Origin of the sequence: Nonomuraea sp. NPDC050394 (assembly GCF_044459065.1) — a bacterium.
Lineage (GTDB): Bacteria > Actinomycetota > Actinomycetes > Streptosporangiales > Streptosporangiaceae > Nonomuraea.
In genome coordinates, this window is record NZ_JBITIO010000003.1 from 37904 (window position 1) to 63091 (window position 25188).

A 25188-nucleotide genomic window follows, 5' to 3' on the forward strand; every position below is an offset into this window, starting at 1 on the left:
GCCATCCTTTGCAATCAGTGGTGGTTGTCACCGTTGTCGAGCCCGAAGCGGGCGCGCAACGTGGTTTCGCGCTCGGCGGCCTCGCCGAGCGCGTCCGAGGTAAAGTCTCTCACCTGCTCCAGGAGCCCCGCCGCGTTGTCCACGGTACGGCGGGCGACATGCTCGGGACGCAGGGCCTGCAGCCTGCGCATCACCCAGACCGCGGTGAACGCGCCGAGCGACAGGTAGAACAGGCGGCGGATCATCGGTGCCGCCTCACCCGGCGGCGCGGACCACGGGCCTGGATCGCCCTGCGCACACCGTAGCTGAGCGCCGAGACCTTGATCAGCGGGCCGGTGAAGATGGTCTGCGTCACCCCGCTGAGCTTGGCCGCGTGCGAGCTGACCTGCTTGACGTCCTTCGTGATCGCCTCGACCGCGACGAGCTGCCGGTTGGCCTCGTTGACCGTGACGGTGACGTCTTCGAGCAACGGCACCACCCGCTCGCTCAGGTCGGAGACCATCTTGGTGGTCTCGGTGAGCAGCCGGGCGAGCTTGACGAGCACCATGGCCAGCACGCAGACCAGGACTATCCAGCCCGTGGCGGCGATCAGCCCGGCGACCTCTCCAGCGGTAAGCACTCCGCTCATCTCCCTCTTACGCTGGGCCGGAACGCCAAGACCCTATCGCGTCCGCCCGGCAGAAGAGGGCATCAAAGGTCGGCGGCAGGCCGCAGCGCGCCCTTCGGTGCCGGTCAGGCCGGTTCGCGGGGGCCGCCGCCCAGCGCGTCCACGCAGAGCTGGGCGAAGCCGTTCAGGCAGGGCAGCTGGAGCAGCCAGCCGGCCAGCGCCCAGCCCAGGTGGACGTGGGTGAGCACGTGCGCGACGGCCGCGACGCCCTGCGCCCGCAGGCCGTCGGCGCGCTCGTAGGTGATGCGGCGCAGCCCGGCCGGGTGGGTCTCCGCGGCGACGACCCGCAGCGCGACCGGGCCGCGCCGCTCGATCCAGGCGCCGACCTGGGAGCACTGCCCGCAGGTGGCCGCCACGTACACGGTCGCGGGCGCCGCGGCGGGCCGCCAGCGCGGCAGCCATGCCCGCACGGCGGCCCGGTAGGCGGCCCAGTCCGCGCCGAAGCGCCGCGTGAGCTGTTCGCCCTCGTGCCACGCCGCCAGCCCGGCGCCGTAGGCGAGGCTGATCGCCGCCGCGGCGAGAAAGCGCACGTCGAGTACGGCCAGCAGCACGTACCCGGCGGTCATCGCCACCTGCATGGGATTGCGCACGTAGGCGTAGGGCCCGCCGGTCACCAGCCGCCGGGGCGGGTCGTAGGGAAAGGGCGTGCCCCCGCCCGTCCTCGCGAACTCCCGCACCGCCGAGGCCCCCATCACGAACGGCACCGCCAGCGCCTGTGCCAGGAGCGCCAGCACCCACGCGGGCTGGCGCCACACCCCGAGCAGCAACACGGGCGCGACGACCCCGAGCCCCGTGGCCAGCACCACCTGAAAGCCGGCGCGGGCCATCGGCAGCGTCCCCCGCACGGTCCAGCGGATCAGCAGCAGTCCGGGCACGAGCGCGAGCCCGGCCGCCACCGCCTCGCCGTACAGCCAGTCCGGCCCGAGCACCACGACGGGCTCGGCCAGCGGCATCACCGCCAGGTCGAACCAGGCCAGCGCCGCCGCGCCGAGCGCCACGGGCGCCTCGGGGAAGGCCAGCGCGGGCAGCGCGCCCCACAGCAGCGCCCAGCCGAGCAGCAGGTCGAGCGGTACCCCGGCCAGCGTGCCGCCCTCGGCGTGGAAGGTCCACCAGCCGCCCTGGTTGACGGCCATGAGCACCATGGCGTTCCAGCCGGTGGCCAGGATGGCGGCGGCCGCGCGCGGCGGCCCGAGCCGGCCGGCGCGCGCGGCCAGCTGGGCCGCCACGAGGACGGCGGCCAGGGGCAGCATCAGGCCGAGCCCCCTGATCAGGGCCGCGCTCACCGCGCACCGGCGAAGGTCTGGGCCAGGTAGCCGGCGGCCTCGGTGGCGGCGTGGCGCTGGATGGGGCCGAAGTACCAGGAGGGGTCGAAGGTCCTGCGGTAGCTCAGCGCGACGGTGAGGCGGCCGCCGTTCCAGGTGAACGCGGCTTCGCGCAGCTCCAGCCAGCGGGCCAGCGTGGTGTCGCGGGCCACTTCGAACACCACCCGGCCCGGGGCGCTCTCCTTCACCCGCAGCGTCATCGAGCGCGGCTCGGGCGTGGCGCCGATGCCCAGGGAGCGGCGCGGGCTGAAGACGATCTCGCGCGTCGCGCCGGTCCCGAGCCCGGTGCCGCTCGCCGACAGCGGCCGCGGGAAGCCGAGCTTGAGCAGGAACGAGGTGTAGGGCGCGAAGCGGGGCGGCGCGGCCAGCGCGGCGGCCACGTCCCCCGGGACGGTGACGGACGCGCTGACCACCTCCTCGCGCGGCATCGACGTGGCCTCGCCCGCCCCTTCGAGCGTGACCAGCAGGAGCAGCGGCACGGCGAGCATCTGCGGGCCCTTGGGCCCCTTGGCGCGCAGATAGTCGGCGAACGCCCCGAACAGCGCCCCCACCAGGTAGAACAGCGGCGCGGCGAACACGAGGCAGACGATCCCCTCACCCAGCAGCGGGCCGGCGAGCGCGAGCGCGACGGTGATGACCGCCATCACCAGCCCGATGGCCGAGCGCGGCTTGGCGACCAGCACCACGGTGATCGCGATGATCGCGGGCACGCCCACGTAGAACACCGCCGTCTGCTCCAATCCCCCGGCGTGCAGCAGCTTGTAGGCCGCCATCGCCGCGAACAGCGCGCTCACCACGCCCACCAAGGTCATGCGGGCGGCATTCCGCTCCATCGCGAACCCCTTAACCGAATGCTTTAATCGAACGCTCAAACCATACGACAGAGCTCGGCCTGGCAGAAGACCCGGGTCGCCCTCAGCCGGTGGCGCGCACCAGTTCGATCTCGAAGCCCGCGGCGTTCTCCAGGTAGGCCGCGTGGTGGGCGGGACCGCCCGCGTAGGGGTGACGGTCGGCGAACAGGAGCGTCCAGCCGTGCTCGCGCGCCTCCTCGGCCATGGCGTCGGGGTCGTCCACGTGGAAGGCGAGGTGGTTGAGCCCGGCGCGCAGCCGGTCGTGGCGGCCGGGTACGCGGGCCGGCGACTCCTCCAGCACCACGTACGTGGCACCGAGCAGCCAGGACCGCCCGCCCTCCCAGCTCTGGAACGGCGCATAGCCCAGCCGCTCGAACAGCCAGGAGAAGCCGGGAAGGACCTCGGCCAGGGAGTCGACCCACAGTTCGACGTGGTGCAGCGTGCCGTGCACGGCGCTCACTCGCCCCGGAGGAAGGCGCGGATCTTGGCCCACCGCTCGGCGACGGGCGCCTCCGCGCCGTGCCTGGTCGGCTCGTAGTAGCGCCGCTCGCGCACCTGCTCCGGCGCGTAGTCCTGGCGGACGAAGCCGTGGTCGAAGTCGTGCGGGTACTTGTAGCCGTCGCCATGGCCTAGCTTGGCCGCGCCCGGATAGTGGGCGTCGCGCAGATGGCCGGGCACCTGGCCGATGAGGCCCTTGCGCACGTCCGTGGCCGCGGCGCCGATGGCCTTCACCACGGCGTTGGACTTGGGTGCCATGGCGCAGTGGATGACCGCGTGCGCCAGGTTGATCTGACCCTCCGGCAGGCCGATGAGCTGGACGGCCTGGGCCACGGCCACCGCGGTCTGCAGGCAGGTGGGGTCGGCCATGCCGACGTCCTCGGAGGCGAAGATGACGATGCGACGGGCGATGAAGCGGGGGTCTTCGCCCGCCTCGATCATGCGGGCCAGGTAGTGGAGCGCGGCGTCGGCGTCGGAGCCGCGCATCGACTTGATGAAGGCGCTGATGACGTCGTAGTGCTGGTCGCCCTGGCGGTCGTAGCGGACGGCCGCCTTGTCGACGGCCTTCTCGACCACCTCGACGGTGATGTCGTCGGCCAGGAGCGCGGCCGCCTCCAGGTAGGTCAGGGAGCGCCGGGCGTCGCCGCCCGCCAGCCGTACGAGATGGTCGAGGGCCTGCGGGGCCAGGCTCGCGCGGCCGCCCAGGCCGCGCTCCTCGGCGACGGCGCGCTCCAGGACCGCGCGGATGTCGTCGTCGGACAGCGACTCCAGGGTCAGCAGCAGCGAGCGCGACAGCAGCGGGGAGATGACGGAGAAGTACGGGTTCTCGGTGGTGGCGCCGATGAAGGTGACCCAGCGGTTCTCGACGGCGGGCAGCAGCGCGTCCTGCTGGGCCTTGTTGAAGCGGTGGACCTCGTCGACGAACAGCACCGTCTGGCGGCCGGTCATGCCGAGCTCGCGCCGGGCGTTGTCGATGGCGGCGCGCACGTCCTTGACGCCCGCCGAGACGGCGGAGATCTCGACGAAGCGGCGCTTGGTGACGTTGGAGACCACGTACGCGAGCGTGGTCTTACCCGTGCCGGGAGGGCCCCAGAGGAACAGCGACATCGGCGCTTCGCTCTCCACCAGCCGCCGCAGCGGCGTGCCGGGACCGAGCAGGTGCCGCTGGCCGATCACCTCGTCGAGGGCGCGGGGTCGCATCCGCACGGCGAGCGGCTGCGGAGTGGCCTCCTCAGCCGCCGAATCGAACAGGCTATCCACAAATCGAGACTACAGGGTCCACACCGCTCTCGCTCCCGAGTCACCGGCGCGGAACACGTAGTACGCGGCCACGAGCGCCGCCACGACCGTGAGCGCGGAAAGGACCAGCCCCACGGTCTTGTTGCGGGCGGCGAAGACCAGCAGCAACGAAAGGACGCCGAGGGCCAGCGTGGACAGCAGCAGCGGGGTGGCGAAGCTCTCGTGGGTGGCGATGCGCCGGCCCAGGTCGCCGTCGGCGGTGGCGAACCGGGCCTCCTTCAGCGCCATGCCGCTCTGCCGGGCCGCGAAGACCGCGCCGGGCGCCAGCACCGACAGGGCCACCACCGCCCAGGCCAGTTGCGGCCGCCAGCGCGAGACCGCGGCGTAGACCACGGAAACGGCCACGAGCAGCGGCGTCAGCACCACGGCGAAGTGGATGATCAGGGGATGGGCGGGGAGCCCGAGGATCTCGTTGAACATGGCAGCACTCCGTTCTCATTTCACCTACGTATGAGGCAAGGACCTGGTTCCCGTCCCTTCCGCCACTTACGTACACCACATAAGGGAGGCCGGTAGCATTCGCGAAGTTGTTTGGTCATGTGTCGGCAAAGATGGAGGACATATCCGTGAGCGGCGACGACCGCCAGAGCGAGCTGGCGCGAGAGCACAAGGAGCGGCAGGCGCGGCGTGCTGCTGGGGAAAACGCCAAGGGCAGGCGTAACACCCTCATCGGCGGCGGTGTGGCCCTGGTCCTGGTCGCCGGCGGCGTCATCGCCGCCACCACCCTCCTCGGCGGGGGCGATGACGACGCCAAGAAGGTCGCGGCGACGTCCTCGCCGTCCCCGTCGTCCAGCGCCTCCTCGGAGCCCGAGCCGTCGATGACGCCGAAGACCGGCCCGATCAGCTGCACGTACACCAAGGACACCCAGGACGTCCCGAAGAAGTTCGTCGGGTTCCCGCCCAAGAAGCCGGGCGACTCCTTGAAGATCAAGACGATGACCGTGGTCACGAACCGCGGCGACATCGTGATCCAGGTGGACCCGAAGTTCACCCCGTGCACGGTCAACTCCATGAACTTCCTGGCCAAGAAGAACTTCTACGACAACACCAAGTGCCACCGCCTGGTCGTGCCGGAGAACTCGGGCCTGTTCCTGCTGCAGTGCGGTGACGCGCTGGCCAAGGCCGACGGCAAGAACCCCACCGACGGCCAGGGCACCGCGGGCTACGTCTACGGCGACGAGGCCGCCGGGGCCATGCCGTACACCCGCGGCGTGGTCTTCCTGACCCAGCCCACCGACGCCCAGGGGCAGAACTCCAGCCAGTTCGCCATCTCGATGTCGGACGAGAACACGCAGCTCGACCCGGCCTACTCGATCCTCGGGACGGTGACCAGCGGCCTCGAGATCATCGACAAGGCGTCGAAGGAGGGCTTCATCGTCAACCCGGACGACATCACGGGTGACGGCGGCTCCACGGCGCCGAAGAACCCCTTCATCATCAAGGATGTCAAGATGTCCACCAAGTGATGGTGATTCCCGTCACAAGCGGCTGATCGGCCGCTTCCGCGGAGCCAGAGTGGATCTGGACCCAAAGGAGTGGCCGTATGCCAGAGAACCTGCCTTTCGAGTTCTTCTTCTCTCCCGAGTTCAGCGCGAACCCGTACCCGATGTACGCGGAGCTGCGCGCCAAGGGCCCGATCCACCGGGTGGACTTCCCGCCGGGCGCCGAGGCGTACGTGGTGGTCGACTACGAGCACGGCCGGGCGGCGCTGGCCGACCCGCGGCTGTCCAAGAACATCGACAGCGGCCCGGAGTGGTTTCGCGACGCGGTCCGCGTCAGCGAGCCGATCCTCGCCGACAACATGCTCATGTCGGATCCTCCCGACCACACACGGCTGCGCAAGGTCGTTCAGCGGGCCTTCACCCCGCGCCGCATCGAGCTGCTGCGGCCCAGGATCGAGCAGATCACCGGCGAGCTCCTCGACGGGATCGAGGGACGGGGCCGGGCCGAGCTCATCTCCGACTTCGCCTTCCCGCTGCCGATCGTCGTCATCTGCGAGCTGATGGGCGTACCGGTCGAGGACCGCGAGCTGTTCCGCGAATGGTCGGGCGCGCTGGTCGATCCCGCGATCGACGAGGAGCAGCAGGCCAGGCGGACGCGGGCCACCGAGTCGCTGCGCGCCTACTTCGCCGACCTGATCGCCGAGCGCCGCGCCGGCCCCGGCGACGACCTGGTCAGCGTGCTCGTCACCAGCCCCGAGCTCGACGACAGGGAACTGCTGTCCACGCTGGCGCTGCTGCTGATCGCCGGCCACGAGACGACCGTCAACCTCATCGGCAACGGCACCCTGGCCCTGCTGCGCGACCCGGAGCAGTTCGCGCTGCTCAAGAGCCGTCCCGAACTGGTGCCGAACGCCGTGGAGGAGTTCCTGCGCTTCGACGCGCCCGTGGAGCGCGGCACGTTCAGGATCGCCGTCGAGGACCTGGAGATCGCCGGAACGCCGATCGGCAAGGGCGCCTTCGTCCACGTCTCCATCGGCGCCGCCGGCCGCGACCCGCTGGCCAACGCGCACCCCGACGGGCTCGACGTGGCCCGCCCGGACACCCGGCACGTCTCCTTCGGCCACGGCATCCACTTCTGCCTGGGCGCGCCACTGGCCCGCCTGGAAGCCCAGGTCGCCTTCGCCATGCTGCTGGAGCGCCTGCCGGACCTGCGGCTCGGCTGCCGCGAGGACGAGCTCTCCTGGCGGCTGAGCGGCTCGATCCTGCGCTCGCTTTCCGCCCTGCCCGTGGCGTTCTAGGGTGATCTCCGTGCCGGAGAAACTACCGTTCGAGTTCCTGTTCGCTCCCGACTTCAACCGCGACCCCTACTCCGCCTACGACGCCCTGCGCGCCGGGGGTCCCGTCCACCCGATCGACTTCCCTCCCGGGATGGACGCCTTCCTGATCATCGACCACGAAGTCGGGCGCGCCGCGCTCAACGACCCCAGGCTGTCGAAGGACATCACGGTCTTCGGCGACTACTTCCGCAAGCTCGCCGACACCAACGACCTGCTGTTCCAGTCGAACATGCTCCAGGTCGACCCGCCCGAGCACACCCGCCTGCGCCGCGTGGTCTCCAGGGACTTCACGCCGCGGCGGGTCGAGGCCCTGCGCCCGCGCGTCCAGGAGATCACCGACGAGCTCATCGACGCCATGGAGATGAACGGCAGCGCGGAGCTGATCGGCGAGTTCGCCTTCCCGCTGCCGATCATCGTCATCTGCGAGCTGCTCGGCGTGCCCGCCGAGGACCGCGAGCTGTTTCGCGAATGGTCGGGGCGGCTGGTCAACCCCAGCTTCGACCCCGAGGGCACCAGGGTGCGGCAGCAGGCGGCCCGCGACACGCACGCCTACTTCGCGCGCCTGGTCGCCCAGCGGCGCGCCGATCCGCGCGAGGACCTGGTCAGCGCCCTGGCCAACGGCGGCGACCTGGACGAGCGCGAGCTGCTGTCCACGCTCACGCTGCTGCTGATCGCCGGGCACGAGACGACGGTCAACCTCATCGGCAACGGCATGCTGGCCCTGCTGCGCGACCCCGACCAGCTCGCGCTGCTGCGCGGCGAGCCGGAGCTGCTGCCGGACGCGATCGAGGAGCTCCTGCGCTTCGACGGGCCGGTCGAGCGCTCCACTCCCCGCTTCGCCGCCGAGGACATGGAGATCGCCGGGGTCGCGGTGCCGCGCGGCGCGATGGTGCACATCTCGCTGGGCGCCGCGGGCCGCGACCCCGCCGCCGTCTCCTCGCCGCGGGAGCTCGACATCACCCGCCGCGACAACCGCCACCTCGCCTTCGGCCACGGCATCCACTTCTGCCTGGGCGCGCCGCTGGCCCGCCTGGAGGGGCGGATCGCCATCGGCACGCTGCTGGCCCGCCTGCCCGGCCTCGCGCTGGACTGCGCGGAGGAGGAGCTGGCGTGGCGGCCGCCGGGCTCGGTGGTGCGGGGCCTGTCGCGCCTTCCCGTCCGCTTCTGATCGCCGGTACGGCTACCGCCCGCCGATCGGGGGCAGCGGCGGGCGAGGCCGTACCCAGTCGCCGGACCGTGCCCGGCACAGAAGCGTGCCCGGCACAGAAGCGTGCCCGGCACAGAAGCGTGCCCGGCGCAGAACCGTGCCCGGCACCGGGCCATGCTCAGCGCCAGGTGACGCGCAGGGCGGTGGCGACGTCCAGTGGCGAGCCGCCCGCCTGCGCGGCCAGGATCCCCGCCCCTTCCGGCGAGCGCGTGTAGACCGGCTCGCCGAGGCTGACCCAGCGGTTCCACGCCTTCGCGAACGCCTGCGCGTCCTTCCTGCGCTCGCCGAGGGCCTCGGGCACCGCGTGGTGGACGACCGCGTTCGGCTCCGGGCGGCCCGCCATGAGCGCCCGCCCCTGCCGGCGTCCCGGCTCGACCAGGTACCGGGGCACCAGGTAGCGCGGCGCGACCGGCGCGGTCAGCACCTCGTCCAGCGCGAGGCTGAAGCGCCGCGAGGCCGCCTCGGGGACGCCGCGCAGCTCGATCCAGTAGGCGCCGGCGCCGTCCGGCTCCACGTGCACCGCCCGCGCGCCCTCGGGCACCCGCCCGGCCGCGTGCAGGGCGTCGGCCACGGCGCAGGCGATCGCGGGCAGGTCGAACAGCTCCGCCACCTCGCGCAGCGCCGCCTGTCCCGCGGTGGCGCGGCGGGCGCGCCGTACCAGGAGGAAGGCGGCGGCGCCGAGCGGCAGCCCGCCGGGGAGCGCCAGCGGCAACGCGTCGGCGACCAGGACGGCGGGCGCCTCGGCGAACCCCGCGGCGAGCCAGGCGGCGGTGCCCGCGACCCACCCGGCGGCGCCCGCGAGCAGGTGCGGGCGGCGATCCAGACGGGGGCGCGGGCTGATGCCGCGCTCGGCGGGCACCGCGCGCGGCGGGTCGGGACGGCTCACCGCGGGGCGGGCGGCGGCGCGGGCGGGCTCGACGCGCAGGCTGTGCACCGGCAGGTCCTCATACGGCGAGCCGACCCGCCACAACTCCCGCACCCTGGCCCGATCGGCCGCCCGTTCCAGCATCGAGACGTTGAACCGGTCGAAGCCGGACACCGGAGGCGGCGCGTAGGGCGACAGCTCGGGATGCACGTGCGCGACCCCGGCGGCGATCGTCCCGGAGTCGGTCAGCCCGAAGTAGCCGTCGTGCTTGCGGACGAACCGCTCCCAGTCGGCCGACCCCTTGGGGTGCTCGGCGCTGACGCACACCACGGACCAGGTGTTGGCCACCTTCTCCGGCCACGCCGGGTCCGCGCGCAGCCCGCGCCCGCGCATCTGCACGACCGCGCCGGCCGTCGTGGCCTCGGTGAGGTCGACGACCGTGTTGACGCCCTTGGCGTCCCAGCCCTCGCCGAGCATCGCCCGGGTGCCGACCAGGACCGAGCAGCCGCCGGACTCCAGGAAGCGGGTGGCGAGGGCGACCCAGTCGCGGCTGTTCCAGGAGCCGGTCACCTCGACCACGCCCTGCGCGCCGGGCGCGATCGCGTCCAGGCGGGCCGTACCCGCGCAGAACGCGACGAAGGCCGCGGCCGTCGCGGCCGGGGCGGCGACCGTGCGGCCGGTGACGAGCATGGGGTGCAGCCGCGCGGTACGCGGGTCGGCGGCCAGCGTCTCCAGCACCAGCCTGGCCGACCCGGCCTGCTCGTCCAGCACGCCCGTCAGGCGCGCGGGCAGCGTGGCGGTGGCCCGCTCGTGGTCGCACAGCACCAGCGCGCGCATCCGCTCCCCCAGCGCGGCGTGCTCGGCGGCCAGGATCTCCGCCACCGCCACCGTCTTGGCCTCGCTGCGCGCCACGACCCGGTCGACCGGGGTACGGCCGGCCCGCACGCCACGCGCCGTCAGCTGGTAGCCGATCGACGGCAGCGCCAGCCGGATCGCCTCGACGGCCGCCGCGTCCGCGGGCTCGCCGCCCCGCCGCAGGCAGCGGCGCACGTAGTCGTCGAGCAGGCAGACCCAGTCGCCGGCCGTGGGCCGGTGGCGGTGCTCCTCACGGACGCGGGCGCCTTCCGGCAGCGGCAGCAGCCCGGCGTGGTGCAGGCGCAGGGCGGCGGCGGCCAGCGCGGGCTCGCGGCGTTCGAGCCGCTGCCAGGTCATCGCGTCGTCGCCGCGGTGGACGAGGCGGCGGTCGAGCCACTGCAGGAAGCCCACGGTGGCGAAGCCGGGGTCGAGCAGGTCGGTGATGAGCTCGGCGAAGCGCTCTGCCTCGGCGGCCAGCCACGCCTGCTCGTGCGCGGTCGGGCAGGTCAGCCACGCCAGCTCCGCGTACGGGGCCAGGTGGCCCTCGCGGACCACGGCCGGGATCGAAGGACCGCGCACCACCGGCCCGAACAGCTCCTCGACCAGCTCGGCCTGCGCCGGAGTGAGCCGGTCGGGCGGAGTGGCGGTCAGCCCGATCACGGTGGCCTCCGGCAGCCGCCGCAGGACCTCGGCCAGCAGCTCGCCCCAGGTGTCGAGCAGGTGGTGGCACTCGTCGAGCAGCAGCGTCACCCGGCCGAGCGCGGCCAGGCGGTCCACCAGCTCGCGGCCCGCCGGGCGCAGCCGGTCCAGGTGGGAGGGCCGCCGTCCGCCCTCCTCGTCGATCTCGGCGTCGGGGTCGAAGCTGGCCAGCGCCTGGTAGGTCAGGACGGTGACGTCCTCGCCGAGCAGGCGCGAGGTGCCGGCGCGCGCCTTCTCGCCGAAGGCACGCCACTCGGCCAGCCACTGGCCCTGGATGGCGGTGTTGGGGCCGAAGGCCACGATCGGGGCGCCCAGCCTCCTGGCCGCCTCCAGGCCCGTGAGCGTCTTACCGGTGCCGGGCGGTAACACGACCCAGGCCCGGCGCCGTCCGGCCGCGAACGCCGCCTCCAGCTCGTTCAGGGCCTGTCGCTGGTGGCGGCGCAGCGGCTTGGGGACGGCGAGATCGGCATATCTCACGCGGACCTCACGCTCGCGGCTACTCCTTGGGCTTGGCGTCGACGCCGGCTTCCTTGCGCTGCTCGGCCGTGATGGCGGTCGGGGCGCCGGTCAGCGGGTCGAAGCCGGAGGCCGTCTTGGGGAAGGCGATCACGTCGCGGATCGACTCGCCACCGGCCAGCAGCATGCAGATGCGGTCCCAGCCGTAGGCGATGCCGCCGTGCGGGGGCGGGCCGTACTGGAAGGCGTCGAGCAGGAAGCCGAACTTGCTCTCGGCCTCCTCCTTGGAGATGCCGAGCACGTCGAAGACGCGCTGCTGCATCTCGGCCCGGTGGATACGGATCGAGCCGCCGCCGATCTCCATGCCGTTGCAGACCATGTCGTAGGCGTAGGCCAGGGCTTCGCCCGGCTTGTCCTGGAAGTCGGCGGCGTACTCCGGCTTGGGGCCGGTGAAGGGGTGGTGGACCGCGGTCCAGCCGCCCTCGCCGTCCTCCTCGAACATGGGGGCGTCGACGACCCAGAGGAAGGCCCACTGCGACCGGTCGATGAGGTCGCAGCGGCGGCCGATCTCCAGGCGGGCGGCGCCCAGCAGGTCGCGCGAGGAGTTGCGGGCCCCGGCGGCGAAGAAGATCGCGTCGCCGGGGGCCGCCTTGACGAAGGCGGCGAGCCCGTCGAGCTCCTGCGCGGAGAGGTTCTTCGCCACCGGGCCGCCGAGCGTGCCGTCCTCCTGCACCAGCACGTAGGCCAGGCCCCTGGCGCCGCGCGACTTGGCCCAGTCCTGCCAGCCGTCGAGCTCCTTGCGGGTCTGGGAGGCGCCGCCCGGCATGACGACCGCGCCCACGTAGTCGGCCTGGAAGACGCGGAACGTGGTGTCCTTGAAGTACGCGGTGACATCGACGAGCTCCTGGCCGAAGCGCAGGTCGGGCTTGTCGGAGCCGTAGCGGGCCATCGCGTCGGCGTAGGTCATCCGCGGCAGCGGGGTGGGGATCTCGTAGCCGAGGATCTCCTTCCACACGCGGCCGATCAGCGCCTCGCCGACGGCGATGACGTCCTCCTGGTCGACGAAGGACATCTCGATGTCGATCTGGGTGAACTCCGGCTGCCGGTCGGCGCGCAGGTCCTCGTCGCGGTAGCACTTGGCCAGCTGGTAGTAGCGCTCCAGCCCGGCCACCTGCAGGAGCTGCTTGAACAGCTGGGGCGACTGCGGCAGCGCGTACCAGTTGGACGGCTGCAGTCGCACCGGCACCAGGAAGTCGCGGGCGCCCTCGGGCGTGGAGCGGGTCAGCGTGGGCGTCTCGACGTAGACGAAGCCGAGCTCGTCCATGACCTGGTTGGCCAGGAAGGTGGCCTTGGAGCGCACCCGCATGGCGTTGCCGACCTGCTGGCGGCGGATGTCGAGGTAGCGGTACTTCAGCCGCGCCTCCTCCGACACCCCGGTGCTGCCCTCGATGGGGAAGGGCAGCGGCGCCGACTCGCTGAGCACCTCGACCTGGGTGGCGACGACCTCGATGTCGCCGGTGGGCAGTTCGGGGTTGGCGTTGCCCTCGGGCCGCACGCGTACCTCGCCGACCACCTTCACGCAGTACTCGGCGCGCAGGTCGTGGGCGTGGTCCTCCTCGCGGAAGACCACCTGGGCAGAGCCGGAGGCGTCACGCAGGTCGATGAAGACCACGCCGCCGTGGTCGCGGCGCCGGGCCACCCATCCTGCGAGCGTCACCTGCTGCCCGGCGTGCTCCTTGCGGAGCTCCCCGGCCTTATGCGTGCGGATCACTGCACTTTCCCCTTCAGAACGTCCACGACCTGGGCCAACGGCACCTCGGTCTGCTCAGCGGTGGTCAGGTCTTTCAGTTGTACGGCTTGCGCCGCCAGGTCACGCTCACCCAGGATCAGCGCGAAACGGGCGCCGGATCGGTCCGCGCCCTTCATCGCACCCTTGAGCCCCTTGCCGCCGAAGGACATGTCGGCGGCGACGCCCGCCGCGCGCAGGTCGCCGAGGAGCTTGAACATGGTCCGGGCGGCCTCCTCGCCCAGCGCCACACCGTACACCTCGCAGCGCGCCGGGGTGGCGAGCTCGATGCCCTCACGGCCGAGGGCGATGACGGTGCGGTCCAGGCCGAGCCCGAAGCCGATGCCGGGCAGCCGCGGCCCGCCGATGGCCTCCGACAGGCCGTCGTAGCGGCCGCCGCCGCCGATGCCGGACTGCGCGCCCAGCAGCGGGTGGTCGAACTCGAAGGTGGTGCGGGTGTAGTAGTCGAGGCCGCGCACCATCCTGGGGTCGTCCTGCCACGGGATGTCCAGGTCGGCCAGGTGCTGCTTGACGCGGTCGTGGTAGGCCTTGCAGTCGCCGCACAGGTGGTCGCCGATGAGCGGCGCGTCCTCGAGCTGCTCGCGCACCTCGGGCCGCCGGTCGTCGAGCACGCGCAGCGGGTTGATCTCGATCCGGGCCCTGGTGGCCTCGTCGAGGTCGAGGCCGCGCAGGAAGTCCTGCAGGCGGGTGCGGTAGAGGGGGCGGCACTCGGAGCAGCCCAGCGAGTTGAGCAGCAGGCGGACCTGGGTCAGGCCGAGCGCGGTGTACCACTGCCAGGCCAGCGCGATGGTCTCGGCGTCGACGGCCGGGTCCTCGCTGCCGACGGCCTCGAGGTCGAGCTGGTAGAACTGCCGGTAGCGGCCCTCCTGGGGCGCCTCGGCGCGGAAGACCGGGCCACCGGTCCAGACCTTGACCGGCAGCTGCCCGCGGTGCAGGCCGTACTCCAGGACCGCGCGCAGCACTCCGGCGGTGAACTCCGGGCGCAACGTGAGCGAGCGGCCGCCGCGGTCGGTGAAGGTGTACATCTCCTTGCTGACGACGTCGGTGGACTCGCCGACGCCGCGGGCGAACAGCTGGGTGTCCTCGAAGACCGCGGTCTCCAGGTAGGAGTAGCCGGCGCGCCTGGCGGTCTCCGCGAACGCCTGGCGGATGGCGTAGAACGTCGAGGCCTGCGGAGGAACGTACTCCTTGACGCCCTTTGGTGCTTGGAAGCTCATTAGATCCCTCGTGTGGGACCGGCGTGCGGCGCTGCTTCCTTGAGGTAAGGATTGGTGGCGCGCTCGCGGCCGATCGTGGTCTGTGGTCCGTGGCCCGGCAGGACGATCGTCTCATCAGGCAGCGGCAGGCACTTGGCGGCCAGGCTGCGCAGGATCGTCGGATAGTCGCCGCCCGGCAGGTCGGTGCGGCCGATGGAGCCGGCGAACAGCAGGTCACCGGAGAACATGATCTCGTCCTCGGGCAGCCGGAAGCTCACCGACCCCCTGGTATGGCCGGGGGTGTGGTCCACGACGAGCTCGAGTCCCGCGAGCTTCAGCACGGCGCCGTCGGACAGCTCCTTCACCTCGTCCGGCTCGCTCAGCGTGATGCCGCCGAACAGCTGCGCGGAGGTATCGGACCACCCTTTGGCGGGATCGCTCAGCAGATCGCGGTCTTCCGGGTGGATCCACGCGGGAATGTCACGCGCGCCGCACACCGGGGCCACGGACCAGACGTGGTCGAGGTGCCCGTGGGTCAGCACGACGGCGACCGGCTTCAGCCGGTGCTCGCGCAGCAGCTCGTCTACGCCGTCCACGGCGTCCTGACCAGGGTCGACGATCACACATTCCTCGCCGGCGGCGGGCGCGACGACGTAACAGTTGGTCTGGAAGGCCCCTGCGGGGAACCCTGCGATGAGCATCTGCCTCAGCTGATCTCGTTGAAAAAGCCAATGGGAATGTAACCGAAGGGTACCGGTGCGGGTCGCCGGGCTGCGAACCATTGCCCTTTGGCCGATACGATTCGCCCACCTCAGTTGATTGACTATGGGAGGCAAAGCGGTGGCCACGGGGAAGGACCGGCAGAAGCAGCTGGCTCGTGAGCACTACGAGCGGCAGATGCAGCGCCGCATCGAGCGCGAGCAGCGTAACAAGCGCACTGCGATCATCGGCTCCAGCATAGGCGTCGTCGTAGTGGTCGGCGGCATCGTCGCCGCCGTGGCCCTGTTCAACGGGGAGCCAGGCACGGAGGCGGCGGCCTCGCCCACGCCGTCGGCTTCCGACTCGGCCCAGCCGAGCACCTCGCCGAGTCAGGTCGCGGCGGCCGCGCCGTTCGACCCGAAGACCGGCAAGTGCGGCTATGTGGCTGACAAGAATGGGAACGTGAAGGATGTCGGCATGCCCCCGGCCAAGGCGAGCGTGAAGCCGGCGACCAGGACGCTGACGTTCGCCACGAACCTGGGCGACATCCAGGTGGAGCTGAACAACGCCAAGGCGCCGTGCACCGTCAACTCGCTGGAGTTCCTGGCGAAGAAGAACTACTACGACGGCAGCAAGTGCCACCGGCTGGGCAACGAGAAGTTCCCGATGCTGCAGTGCGGCGACCCGACGGCCAAGGCCGACGGTAAGAGCCAGACCGACGGCATGGGCGGCCCCGGCTACGTGATGGCCGAGGAGAACCTCCAGGGCGCCGCCTACAAGCGCGGGGTGATGGCCATGGCCAAGACGAGCGCGCCCGGGTCGACCGGCAGCCAGTTCTTCCTGGTATATGGCGACATCGGACTCACCCCGGATTACACGCCAGTCGGTACGATCACCAAGGGGCTCGACATTCTCGACAAGGTGAACAAGGCGGGCGTTATCACGCCGGGTCCGGACGGAACGGGAGCGCCCAAGGAAACCCTCCAACTCAAAGACGTGACAATCTCTGGCAAGAGCTGACGTAATACAACTAGGGACGGGTAGTCCCGAAGGGTCTGATGGAAAGTGCGGGAGGACACGGTGAGCACCGACCCGTGGGGCCGGGTAGACGACGACGGCACCGTCTACGTGCGTACGGCTGAGGGAGAGCGGGCCGTCGGCTCCTGGCAGGCCGGTGAACCCGAGGAAGCGCTGGCCTACTTCCATCGCAAGTACGACGAGCTGGCCGGGCAGGTGCAGCTGCTGGAGCAGCGGCTCAAGGGCACCGACCTGGCGCCGGCCCAGGCCGAGGCCAGCATCGTCAAGCTGCGCGAGGCCGTCGCCGACGCCCACGCCATCGGCGACCTGGCCGCGCTGACGGCCCGCCTCGACGGGCTGTCGGAGCTGGTCGCGCACCGCCGCGAGGAGGTCAAGGCCGCCCGCGAGCACGCGCGCGTGGAGGCCAAGGCGGTCAAGGAGCGCATCGTCGCCGAGGCCGAGCGCATCGCCGAGGAGACCACCCACTGGAAGTCCGGCGGCGAGCGGCTTCGCCAGCTCGTCGAGGAGTGGAAGGCCGCCGACCGCATCGACCGCGCCACCGAGGCCGGCCTGTGGAAGCGGCTCTCCGCGGCCCGTACGGCCTTCGCCAAGCGCCGCAAGACCTACTTCGCCGGGCTCGACGAGCAGCGCGAAGGCGTGCGCGCCGAGAAGGAGCGCATCGTCGCCGAGGCCGAGGCGCTGGCGGAGTCCACCGACTGGGGCCCCACCGCCTCGGTCTACCGCGAGCTGATGCAGCGCTGGAAGGCGGCCGGACGGGCCTCCCGCGACGCCGAGGACGAGCTGTGGGCCCGCTTCAAGGCCGCGCAGGACGTGTTCTTCCAGGCCCGTTCCGCGGTCTTCGCCGAGCGGGACGCGTCGCTGGCCGCCAACGCGGAGGCCAAGGAGGTGCTGCTCGTCGAGGCCGAGAAGATCCTCCCGGTCACCGACGCGCGGGCCGCCCGCGGCGCGCTGCGCCACATGCTGGAGCGCTGGGAGGCCGTCGGTCCCGTGCCGCGCGAGCAGCGCGACCGGCTGGAAGGCGGGCTGCGCAAGATCGACGAGGCCGTGCGCAAGGCCGAGGACGCGGAGTGGAAGCGCTCCAACCCCGAGGCCCGCGCCCGTGCGCAGAGCACCGTCGACCAGCTCCGCACCTCCATCGAGCAGCTGGAGAAGCGCCTGGCCAAGGCCGAGGCCGCCGGCCGGGCCAAGGACGTCAAGGAGGCCGAGGAGGCCCTGACGGCACGCCGTTCCTGGCTGGAGGAGGCCGAGCGCACGCTCGCCGAGTTCAGCTGATCGCCACGACGAAACGCCGGCCGGTCACTTCCGGCCGGCGTTTCGCGCGCTCCCCGAGCCGCTCCCCAACCGGGGCCGTCCGCCTGCGCGGCGGGGTCGAGGTCCGACCGCGTGGGAAGGTGGCCGCCATGGACGCCTTCCACCGCAAGCTCCACCACATCGCCCCCGGCCTGCTGACGGCCGACACCGCGCAGACCGGGGGCATGCGCCGCCTGGCCGCCATCAGCGGCGCCTCCGTGGGCTCCAGCCGCCTGTGGATGGGGCAGACGCACGTCGCCCCGTCCACGGCCTCGGCCGACCACCACCACGGCGAGTCCGAGACCGCCATCTTCGTCGTCAGCGGCACTCCGTGCTTCGTCTTCCTCGACCCCGACGGCGGGGAGGAGGTGCGCATCGAGGCCAAGGCCGGTGACTACATCTACGTGCCGCCGTTCGTCCCGCATCGCGAGGAGAACCCCGACCCCTCGCGGGAGGCCGTCGTGGTCATCGCCCGCAGCACCCAGGAGGCCATCGTCGTCAACCTGCCCGGCCTGCGGTAGCTCTGATCTTGCCTTCCATGCGAACATGTGTTCGTGAGCGAAGCGACGATCCTCCACGCCGACCTCGACGCCTTCTACGCCTCGGTCGAGCAGCGTGACGACCCGCGCCTGCGTGGCCGTCCGGTCATCGTCGGCGGCGGCGTGGTCCTGGCGGCCAGCTACGAGGCCAAGGCCTGCGGGGTGCGCACCGCGATGAGCGGCGGCCAGGCCCGCCGCCTGTGCCCGCGCGCGATCGTGGTCGAGCCCCGCATGTCCGCCTACTCCGAGGCCAGCAAGGCCGTCTTCGACGTCTTCGAGCGCACCACGCCGCTGGTCGAGGGCCTGTCCATCGACGAGGCCTTCCTCGACGTCGGCGGCCTGCGCGAGATCTCCGGCCCGCCCGGCCACATCGCCGCCAAGCTCCGCCGCGACGTACGCGAGCAGGTGGGCCTGCCCATCACCGTCGGGGTGGCCCGCACCAAGTTCCTGGCCAAGGTGGCCAGCGGCGTCGCCAAGCCCGACGGCCTGCTCGTCGTCCCGCCGGACCGAGAGCTGGACTTCCTCCATCCGCTGCCGGTCGAACGCCTGTGGGGCGTGGGCCCCGTCACCGCCCGCAAACTCCACGCGCTGGGCATCACCACCGTGGGCGAGGTGGCCGCCCTGCGGGAGTCCACGCTGACCGCCCGCCTCGGCCCCGCCGCCGGACGCCACCTGCTCGCCCTCGCGCTCAACCACGACCCCCGCCCCGTGCGGACGGGCCGCCGGCGGCGCTCCATCGGCGCCCAGCGCGCTCTGGGCCGCACCCGGCGCACCCGAGGGGAGCTCGACGCCATCACCGTCGGCCTGATCGACCGCGTCTCGCGCCGCCTGCGCGCCGCGGGCCGCTGTGCCCGCACGGTGGTCCTGCGCCTGCGCTTCGAGGACTTCACCCGGGTGACCCGCTCCCACACCGTCCCGCAGGCCACCGACGAGACCTCGGCCCTGCTGGCGAGCGCCCGCCGCCTCCTGGCCGCCGCCGGGCCCCTGATCGACGAGCGCGGCATCACGCTGCTGGGCTTCGCGCTCACCAACCTCAGCGACTCCGCCGCCCTGCAGCTCGCCCTCCCCTTCGACGAGCCGCGCGCCCTGGACACGACGGTCGACTCGCTCCGCCTGCGCTTCGGCTCCGCCGCCGTGACGCGCGCCGTCCTCCTCGGCCGCGACGACGGCCCCGCCGTCCCCCTCCTGCCCGATTAGAGGTACGGCCCCGCTCCCCTGCCCTCCGAAACCTCCGGCACGGCCTTGGGAAGCCCCCCGGCACGGCCTTGGGAAGCCCTCGGCACGGCCCTGGGAAGCCCTAAGTACCCCGCGAGCGCGCCGGCTCCCGCCCACGGGGGCGACGCCCGGCCCAGGCGCTGTTCATGGGCCCGCCCTGTTCCGCGTCAGGGCTCCGGCGTCGCGGGTGTGGACTCCGGCCCAACGCACCGGCCTGCCGTACCCGGAGAGGGGTCAGCTGCCGGCGCCGCTGACGCGGTAGACGTCGAAGACGCCCTGGATGCTGCGGACCGCCTTCAGCACGTGCCCCAGGTGCTTGGGGTCGCCCATCTCGAAGGTGAACTTGCTGATCGCCACCCGGTCCCGCGACGTGGTCACGGACGCGGACAGGATGTTGACGTGCTGGTCGGACAGCGTGCGGGTGACGTCGGACAGCAGGCGGGGCCGGTCGAGCGCCTCCACCTGGATGGCCACCAGGAAGACCGAGTCCTCGCTGGGCGACCAGCTGACCTCGACGAGCCGGTCCGGCTGCTCCTTGAGCTGCTGGACGTTGGTGCAGTCGGCCCGGTGCACCGAGACGCCGTGGCCGCGGGTGACGAAGCCGACGATGTCGTCTCCCGGCACGGGGGTGCAGCATTTGGACAGGCGTACCCACACGTCGGCGTCGCCCGCCACGACCACGCCGGCGCCACCGCCGCCGCGCGGGCGGCCCTTGAGCCGGGTGGGCAGCGAGGTCTCGGCGATGTCCTCCTCGGCGCTCTCGACGCCGCCGATGGAGGCCACGAGCTTCTGCACGACCGACTGGGCGGCGATGTGGCCCTCGCCGACGGCGGCGTAGAGGGCGGAGACGTCGGGGTAGCGCAGGTCGCGTGACAGGGCCAGCAGCGCCTCGCCGGACATCAGGCGCTGCAGGGGCAGCCCCTGCTTGCGCATGGCGCGGCCGATGGCCTCCTTGCCGGCCTCGATCGCGGTCTCGCGGCGTTCCTTGGAGAACCACTGCCGGATCTTGTTGCGGGCACGGCCGGACTTGACGAACTTCAGCCAGTCGCGCGAGGGGCCGGCGTCGGGCGACTTGGAGGTGAAGATCTCGACGGTGTCGCCATTGCCCAGCCGCGACTCCAGCGGCACGAGGCGGCCGTTGACGCGGGCGCCGATACATCGGTGGCCGACCTCGGTGTGGACGGCGTAGGCGAAGTCGACCGGGGTCGCGCCCTCGGGCAGTGCCACGACCTGGCCGCGCGGGGTGAAGACGTAGACCTCGGAGACCGACAGGTCGAAGCGGAGCGACTCCAGGAACTCGCCCGGGTCGGAGGTCTCCTTCTGCCAGTCGAGGAGCTGGCGCAGCCAGGCCATGTCGCTGCCCGGCTTGACCTTGCCGGGCGGGGCGGTGGCGCCGACCTCCTCCTTGTACTTCCAGTGGGCGGCCACGCCGTACTCGGCGCGATGGTGCATGGCGTGGGTGCGGATCTGCAGCTCGACGGGCTTGCCCTCGGGGCCGATCACCGTGGTGTGCAGCGACTGGTACATGTTGAACTTGGGCATCGCGATGTAGTCCTTGAACCGGCCGGGCACCGGGTTCCATCGCGCGTGGATCGTTCCGAGGGCCGCATAGCAGTCGCGCACGCTGTCGACGAGCACGCGGATGCCCACCAGGTCGTAGATGTCGTCGAAGGCGACGTCCCTGGCGATCATCTTCTGGTAGACGGAGTAGTAGTGCTTGGGCCGGCCCTTGACCACCGCGCGGATCTTCGCCTCGCGCAGGTCGCCGGAGACCTTCTCGATGACCTCCTGCAGGAACAGGTCGCGCCGCGGGGCGCGCTCCGACACCATGCGCGCGATCTCGTCGTAGCGCTTGGGGTAGAGCATCGCGAAGGCGAGGTCCTCCAGCTCCCACTTGATCGTGTTCATGCCCAGGCGGTGGGCGAGCGGCGCGAAGATCTCCAGCGTCTCGCGGGACTTCTGCTGCCGCTTGTGCTCGGGCAGGTAGCGCATCGTGCGCATGTTGTGGAGGCGGTCGGCCAGCTTGATGATCAGCACGCGGATGTCGCGCGACATGGCCACGACCATCTTGCGCACGGTCTCGGCCTGCGCGGCGTCCCCGAACTTGACCTTGTCCAGCTTGGTGACGCCGTCGACCAGCGAGCCGATCGTGTCGCCGAAGTCGCCGCGCAGCTCCTCCAGGCCGTAGGCGGTGTCCTCGACGGTGTCGTGGAGGAGCGCGGCGCACAGGGTCTCGTCGTCGGTGCCGAGCTCGGCCAGGATCGTGGCCACGGCGAGCGGGTGCGTGATGTAGGGGTCGCCGCTCTTGCGCTTCTGATCGCGGTGATGGTACGCGGCCACGTCGTAGGCACGCTCGATCAGGCGCAGGTCAGCCTTGGGATGGGTAGCCCTGACCGTCCGGAACAAGGGTTCCAGCACCGGGTTCATGGCCCCACCCCCAAACCGCCGCCGACGCGTCGAAGACTCGGTTACGTCGGGCACGACCACATCACGGGGCACACAGACTCCTTTACGTGTGAGTCCAGGCCCCCCAGTGTATCCAGGTGGCGAACTCAGACGGTCAGCAGGGCGCGTACCTCTACTCCCGGCAGGCGCGCACGCCCCTCAAGAAAGGCAAGCTCCATCAGTACGGCCACGCCCACGACGTCGGCCCCGGCGCGCCGCACCAGCTCCACCGTGGCCGCGGCGGTGCCGCCCGTGGCCAGCACGTCGTCCACGATCAGCACCCGGTCACCCGGCGCGAAGGCGTCCCGGTGCACCTCGATGGTGGCCGAGCCGTACTCCAGATCGTAGGACTCTTCCAGGGTTTCGGCGGGCAGTTTGCCCTTCTTTCTGACTGGCACGAACCCGGCATGAGCTTTGTACGCCACCGGCGCCGCCAGAATGAAGCCCCGCGCCTCGATCCCGACGATCTTGTCCGCCTCGAACAGCCCGGCGATCTCGTCCACCATGGCCGCGAACCCGTCGGCGTCGCCCAGCAGCGGTGTGATGTCCTTGAACAGCACACCCGGCTTGGGATAGTCGGGCACGTCCCTGATCAGCTCGTTCATGAAATCCCCTCCTGTGGGACAAGCGAAGCCCCCGCCCCGTCGAAGCGGAGCGGGGGCCATGCCGGAAAATCGTCAGCCCTTGGCCGCGGCCGCCTTCTTGGCGCCCTTGCCGCCGCCGGTGGAGGCCAGCCTCCTGGCGATCGCCTGGTACTTCGGCTCGCGCTCCTTGAGCGTCACCAGCAGCGGTGTGGCGACGCACAGCGAGGAGTACGTGCCGACGACCATGCCGACGAACAGGGCCAGCGCCAGGTCCTTCAGCGTGCCGGCGCCGAGCAGCGTGGTGCCGATGAACAGGATCGCCGCCACCGGAAGGATGGCCACCAGTGAGGTGTTCAGCGATCGGATCAGCGTGTGGTTCAGCGCGTCGTTGGCCGCCTGGGTGTAGGTCTTCTTCGACGTGGTGCCCAGCTTGGCCGTGACTTCCTTGATCATGTCGAAGACGACGACCGCGTCGTACAGCGAATATCCGAGGATCGTCAGGAAGCCCAGCACGGTCGCCGGTGTGACCTCGAAGCCCGACCAGGCGTAGACGCCCGCGGTGATGACCAGGTCGTGCACCAGCGCCACGATGGCGGCCAGCGCCATCTTCGGCTCGAACGCCATGCTGAGATAAAGGATGATCGCCAGCATGAAGACGCCCAGGCCGATCAGGGCCTTCTGCGACACCTCGCCGCCCCAGGAGGCGCCGATGGACTGGATGTCCACCTGCGAGACCGGGATCTTGTAGTCGGCGACGACGGCGTTCTGCACCTGGGTCACCTTGGCTTCGGGCAGCGTCTCGGTGGTCACGCGCCACCGGTCGCCGGCCGTCTGCACGATCGCCTGGTGCACGCCCTCGTCGGTGAAGGTCGAGCGGACCTCGTCGATGCCGGCCGCGGGGGCCTTGAAGGAGAAGACCGATCCGCCCTTGAACTCAACGCCCAGGTTGAGGGGGCTGCCCGTGTTCACCGCGCTGAAGATCAGACCGGCGATCGAGAACACCAGCAGAAGGCCCGACAGCGAGTACCAGAGCTTCTGCTTGCCGACGAAGTCGACGTCGATCTCGCCACGGTAGAGGCGACGCCCGAGTCCCATGTCAGGCCTCCTGCGGGGTGTTGGTGCGGGCGGGCTCGGACGCCATGCGCTCGGCGTCGAGACCGGACAGCGGATGCCCCTTGGAGAAGAACTTCAGTCTCGCCAGCAGGGCGATGAACGGCTTCGTGAACAGGAACACCACGACCACGTCGATCAGCGTGGTCAGGCCCATCGCGAAGGCGAACCCGGCCACACCGCCCACGGCCAGGAAGTACAGCACGACCGCGGCGATGAACATCACGGCGTCGGCGATCAGGATCGTGCGCCGGGCACGGACCCAGGCCACCTCGACGGCCGCACGAAGCGTCCGCCGACCTTCCTTCATCTCATCACGGATACGTTCGAAATACACGATGAAGGAGTCGGCGGTGATACCGATCGATACCACCAAGCCGATGATGTGCGGCAGCGAGAGGGCGAAGCCTCCGTTGGCGCCGAGGACCACCACCGACTCGTACGTGAGCACCGTGGCGATCACCAGGCTCAGCACCGCGACGAGGCCGAGGCCCCGGTAGTAGAACAGGCAGTAGAGGACCACGAGGGCCAGGCCGATGCCGCCGGCGATCAGACCGCCCCTGAGCTGGTCGGAGCCGAGCGTCGAGGAGATCGTCTCCACCGAGCTGCGGTTGAACTTCAGCGGCAGCGCGCCGTACTTGAGCTGGTCGGCCAGGTCGGTCGAGGTCTTCTGGTTGAAGCCGCCGGTGATCTCGGCGCGGCCGCCGGGGATCGGGCCCTGGATGACCGGCGCGGTGATGACCAGGCCGTCGAGGACGACCGCCACCTGGTTGCGCGGGGCCTGCGAGTTGAACGCGACGGAGGTGAGCTTGCTCCACTCCGTGGCGCCGGCGCTCTTGAAGTCGAGCTGGACGACCCAGTCGGTGCTGCCGGGCCGCACGCCCGAAGACGCGGTGTCGATGTCGGTGCCGACGACCTTGGCCACGTCCAGGATGTACTTGGCGGTGCCGTCGTCGGAACAGGCCGCGAACTGCTTCTTCGGGTCGTCCTGCACGCCCTGGCCGCGGGTCTTGGGGTCGGTGCAGTTGAGCGCCTGGTACTGCTTCAGCACGGCCGGGTCGACGCCGGTCGTGTCGATCTGCGGCTGCTGTTCCTGCTGCGGCTGCGAAGGCTGGGCGGAGGGCGAGCCCGACGGGGTCGGGGTGGCCTTCTGGTCCTTCTTCTTGTCGTCCTTGGCCGAGGGGGTCGGCGTCGTGGGCGAGGTCAGCGCCGAGGACAGGGCCTTGCCGGTCGGCGAGGCCTTGGGGGTCTCCTGCGGGGCGTTGGCCGACGGCTTCGCGCTCGGCTCCTTGGCCGACGGCGAGCCACTCGGCTTCGCGGTGCCGCTCGGGCTGGTGCTCGGCTTGGGCGCCTCGGTGCTGAGCTGCTCCGGGGCGGCGGCCTCGACCGCGAGCACCTGGCGGAAGCGCAGCTCCGCCGTGGTGCCGACCAGCTTGATGACCTCCTCCTGGCCCTTGCCGGGAACGGAGATGATGATGTTGTCGCCGGACTTGGCGACCTCCGCGTCGGAGATGCCTGTGCCGTTCACCCGGTCACGGATGATGCTGACGGCACGGTCGAGCGACTCCTGGGGGGGAGCCGCGCCGCTGAGCGTGACGGGTGACAGGGTCACCGTCGTTCCGCCGGCGAGGTCGAGGCCCAGCTTGGGCGTGAACGCCTTCTGCAGGAGCATCGTCCCGCCCAGGGCGAGGATGAGCGCCAGGAGAATCAGGAGCGTGCGCCCCGGATTGCTGTGGCGGCTGGTCGGTCGGGCCACGGGTCGTCAGT

Annotated in this window: 22 protein-coding genes; 7 read left to right on the top strand and 15 right to left on the bottom strand. The window is 71.4% G+C overall.

Features of this window, described 5'->3' with window-relative positions; genetic code table 11:
• Positions 1-14: 14 nt before the first annotated feature.
• The 7 genes from ACIBKY_RS13255 to ACIBKY_RS13285 form a co-directional block, all read right to left on the bottom strand.
• Positions 15-245, bottom strand: coding sequence for a hypothetical protein (locus ACIBKY_RS13255; RefSeq protein ID WP_397096907.1), 231 nt, complete (start codon positions 243-245; stop codon positions 15-17).
• On the bottom strand, positions 242-628 hold the full coding sequence (locus ACIBKY_RS13260; RefSeq protein WP_397096908.1) for a DUF948 domain-containing protein: 387 nt from the start codon (positions 626-628) through the stop codon (positions 242-244). Before ACIBKY_RS13260 ends, ACIBKY_RS13255 begins: the two co-directional genes overlap by 4 nt.
• 104 nt (positions 629-732) lie before the next feature.
• Complete coding sequence (locus tag ACIBKY_RS13265; RefSeq protein WP_397096909.1) at positions 733-1950, bottom strand: methyltransferase family protein; 1218 nt, start codon at positions 1948-1950, stop codon at positions 733-735.
• The gene (locus tag ACIBKY_RS13270; RefSeq protein ID WP_397096910.1) at positions 1947-2822 is read right to left on the bottom strand and encodes a hypothetical protein; all 876 of its coding nucleotides are present in this window, start codon (positions 2820-2822) and stop codon (positions 1947-1949) included. Before ACIBKY_RS13270 ends, ACIBKY_RS13265 begins: the two co-directional genes overlap by 4 nt.
• An 82-nt stretch (positions 2823-2904) precedes the next feature.
• On the bottom strand, positions 2905-3300 hold the full coding sequence (locus tag ACIBKY_RS13275) for a VOC family protein (RefSeq protein ID WP_397096911.1): 396 nt from the start codon (positions 3298-3300) through the stop codon (positions 2905-2907).
• Positions 3297-4538, bottom strand: coding sequence for a replication-associated recombination protein A (locus ACIBKY_RS13280; protein ID WP_397097671.1), 1242 nt, complete (start codon positions 4536-4538; stop codon positions 3297-3299). Before ACIBKY_RS13280 ends, ACIBKY_RS13275 begins: the two co-directional genes overlap by 4 nt.
• Positions 4539-4607: 69 nt before the next feature.
• On the bottom strand, positions 4608-5057 hold the full coding sequence (locus tag ACIBKY_RS13285; protein ID WP_397096912.1) for a DUF2231 domain-containing protein: 450 nt from the start codon (positions 5055-5057) through the stop codon (positions 4608-4610).
• A 146-nt stretch (positions 5058-5203) separates the two neighbouring features.
• Between ACIBKY_RS13285 and ACIBKY_RS13290 the strand changes: the two genes are divergently transcribed.
• The 3 genes from ACIBKY_RS13290 (at position 5204) to ACIBKY_RS13300 (ending at position 8584) form a co-directional block, all read left to right on the top strand.
• Positions 5204-6103 carry a peptidylprolyl isomerase gene (locus ACIBKY_RS13290; RefSeq protein ID WP_397096913.1) on the top strand — a complete coding sequence of 300 codons (900 nt, stop codon included), beginning with the start codon at positions 5204-5206 and terminating at the stop codon, positions 6101-6103.
• A gap of 77 nt (positions 6104-6180) precedes the next feature.
• Positions 6181-7377: a cytochrome P450 gene (locus tag ACIBKY_RS13295; RefSeq protein WP_397096914.1), complete on the top strand. Its 1197-nt coding sequence runs from the start codon at positions 6181-6183 to the stop codon at positions 7375-7377.
• A 10-nt stretch (positions 7378-7387) separates the two neighbouring features.
• Positions 7388-8584 carry a cytochrome P450 gene (locus tag ACIBKY_RS13300; RefSeq protein ID WP_397096915.1) on the top strand — a complete coding sequence of 399 codons (1197 nt, stop codon included), beginning with the start codon at positions 7388-7390 and terminating at the stop codon, positions 8582-8584.
• Between the two features lie 157 nt (positions 8585-8741).
• Here the strand turns inward: ACIBKY_RS13300 and ACIBKY_RS13305 are convergent, their stop codons facing one another.
• Genes ACIBKY_RS13305 through ACIBKY_RS13320 form a run of 4 tightly spaced genes read right to left on the bottom strand, consistent with a single transcriptional unit; the run spans position 8742 to position 15202 of the window.
• Positions 8742-11519, bottom strand: a complete 2778-nt coding sequence (locus ACIBKY_RS13305) for a DEAD/DEAH box helicase family protein (RefSeq protein ID WP_397096916.1) — start codon at positions 11517-11519, stop codon at positions 8742-8744.
• Positions 11520-11538: 19 nt separating this feature from the next.
• The gene (gene aspS, locus ACIBKY_RS13310) at positions 11539-13269 is read right to left on the bottom strand and encodes an aspartate--tRNA ligase (RefSeq protein ID WP_397096917.1); all 1731 of its coding nucleotides are present in this window, start codon (positions 13267-13269) and stop codon (positions 11539-11541) included.
• Positions 13266-14522, bottom strand: coding sequence for a histidine--tRNA ligase (gene hisS, locus ACIBKY_RS13315; protein ID WP_397096918.1), 1257 nt, complete (start codon positions 14520-14522; stop codon positions 13266-13268). Before hisS ends, aspS begins: the two co-directional genes overlap by 4 nt.
• Positions 14522-15202 (bottom strand): MBL fold metallo-hydrolase, encoded by a 681-nt coding sequence (locus tag ACIBKY_RS13320; protein ID WP_397096919.1) that lies wholly within the window; start codon positions 15200-15202, stop codon positions 14522-14524. Before ACIBKY_RS13320 ends, hisS begins: the two co-directional genes overlap by 1 nt.
• A gap of 139 nt (positions 15203-15341) precedes the next feature.
• Between ACIBKY_RS13320 and ACIBKY_RS13325 the strand changes: the two genes are divergently transcribed.
• The 4 genes from ACIBKY_RS13325 (at position 15342) to dinB (ending at position 19264) form a co-directional block, all read left to right on the top strand.
• A complete protein-coding gene (locus ACIBKY_RS13325; RefSeq protein ID WP_397096920.1) occupies positions 15342-16220 on the top strand; it encodes a peptidylprolyl isomerase in 879 nt (292 codons plus the stop codon).
• Between the two features lie 60 nt (positions 16221-16280).
• On the top strand, positions 16281-17510 hold the full coding sequence (locus ACIBKY_RS13330; protein WP_397096921.1) for a DUF349 domain-containing protein: 1230 nt from the start codon (positions 16281-16283) through the stop codon (positions 17508-17510).
• A 128-nt stretch (positions 17511-17638) separates the two neighbouring features.
• Positions 17639-18049, top strand: a complete 411-nt coding sequence (locus ACIBKY_RS13335; protein WP_397096922.1) for a cupin domain-containing protein — start codon at positions 17639-17641, stop codon at positions 18047-18049.
• 33 nt (positions 18050-18082) lie between these two features.
• Positions 18083-19264 (top strand): DNA polymerase IV, encoded by a 1182-nt coding sequence (gene dinB, locus ACIBKY_RS13340; RefSeq protein ID WP_397096923.1) that lies wholly within the window; start codon positions 18083-18085, stop codon positions 19262-19264.
• Positions 19265-19516: 252 nt separating this feature from the next.
• On the opposite strand, the gene ACIBKY_RS13345 is transcribed toward dinB, so the two are convergent.
• The 4 genes from ACIBKY_RS13345 to secD all read right to left on the bottom strand — a co-directional run bounded on the left by ACIBKY_RS13345 (position 19517) and on the right by secD (position 25177).
• Positions 19517-21709 carry a bifunctional (p)ppGpp synthetase/guanosine-3',5'-bis(diphosphate) 3'-pyrophosphohydrolase gene (locus ACIBKY_RS13345; RefSeq protein WP_184961847.1) on the bottom strand — a complete coding sequence of 731 codons (2193 nt, stop codon included), beginning with the start codon at positions 21707-21709 and terminating at the stop codon, positions 19517-19519.
• A gap of 125 nt (positions 21710-21834) precedes the next feature.
• Positions 21835-22332, bottom strand: coding sequence for an adenine phosphoribosyltransferase (locus ACIBKY_RS13350; protein ID WP_379622493.1), 498 nt, complete (start codon positions 22330-22332; stop codon positions 21835-21837).
• Positions 22333-22404: 72 nt separating this feature from the next.
• Positions 22405-23406 (bottom strand): protein translocase subunit SecF, encoded by a 1002-nt coding sequence (gene secF / locus ACIBKY_RS13355; protein ID WP_397096924.1) that lies wholly within the window; start codon positions 23404-23406, stop codon positions 22405-22407.
• A gap of 1 nt (position 23407) precedes the next feature.
• Positions 23408-25177: a protein translocase subunit SecD gene (gene secD, locus ACIBKY_RS13360; RefSeq protein ID WP_397096925.1), complete on the bottom strand. Its 1770-nt coding sequence runs from the start codon at positions 25175-25177 to the stop codon at positions 23408-23410.
• Between the last annotated feature and the right edge of the window lie 11 nt (positions 25178-25188).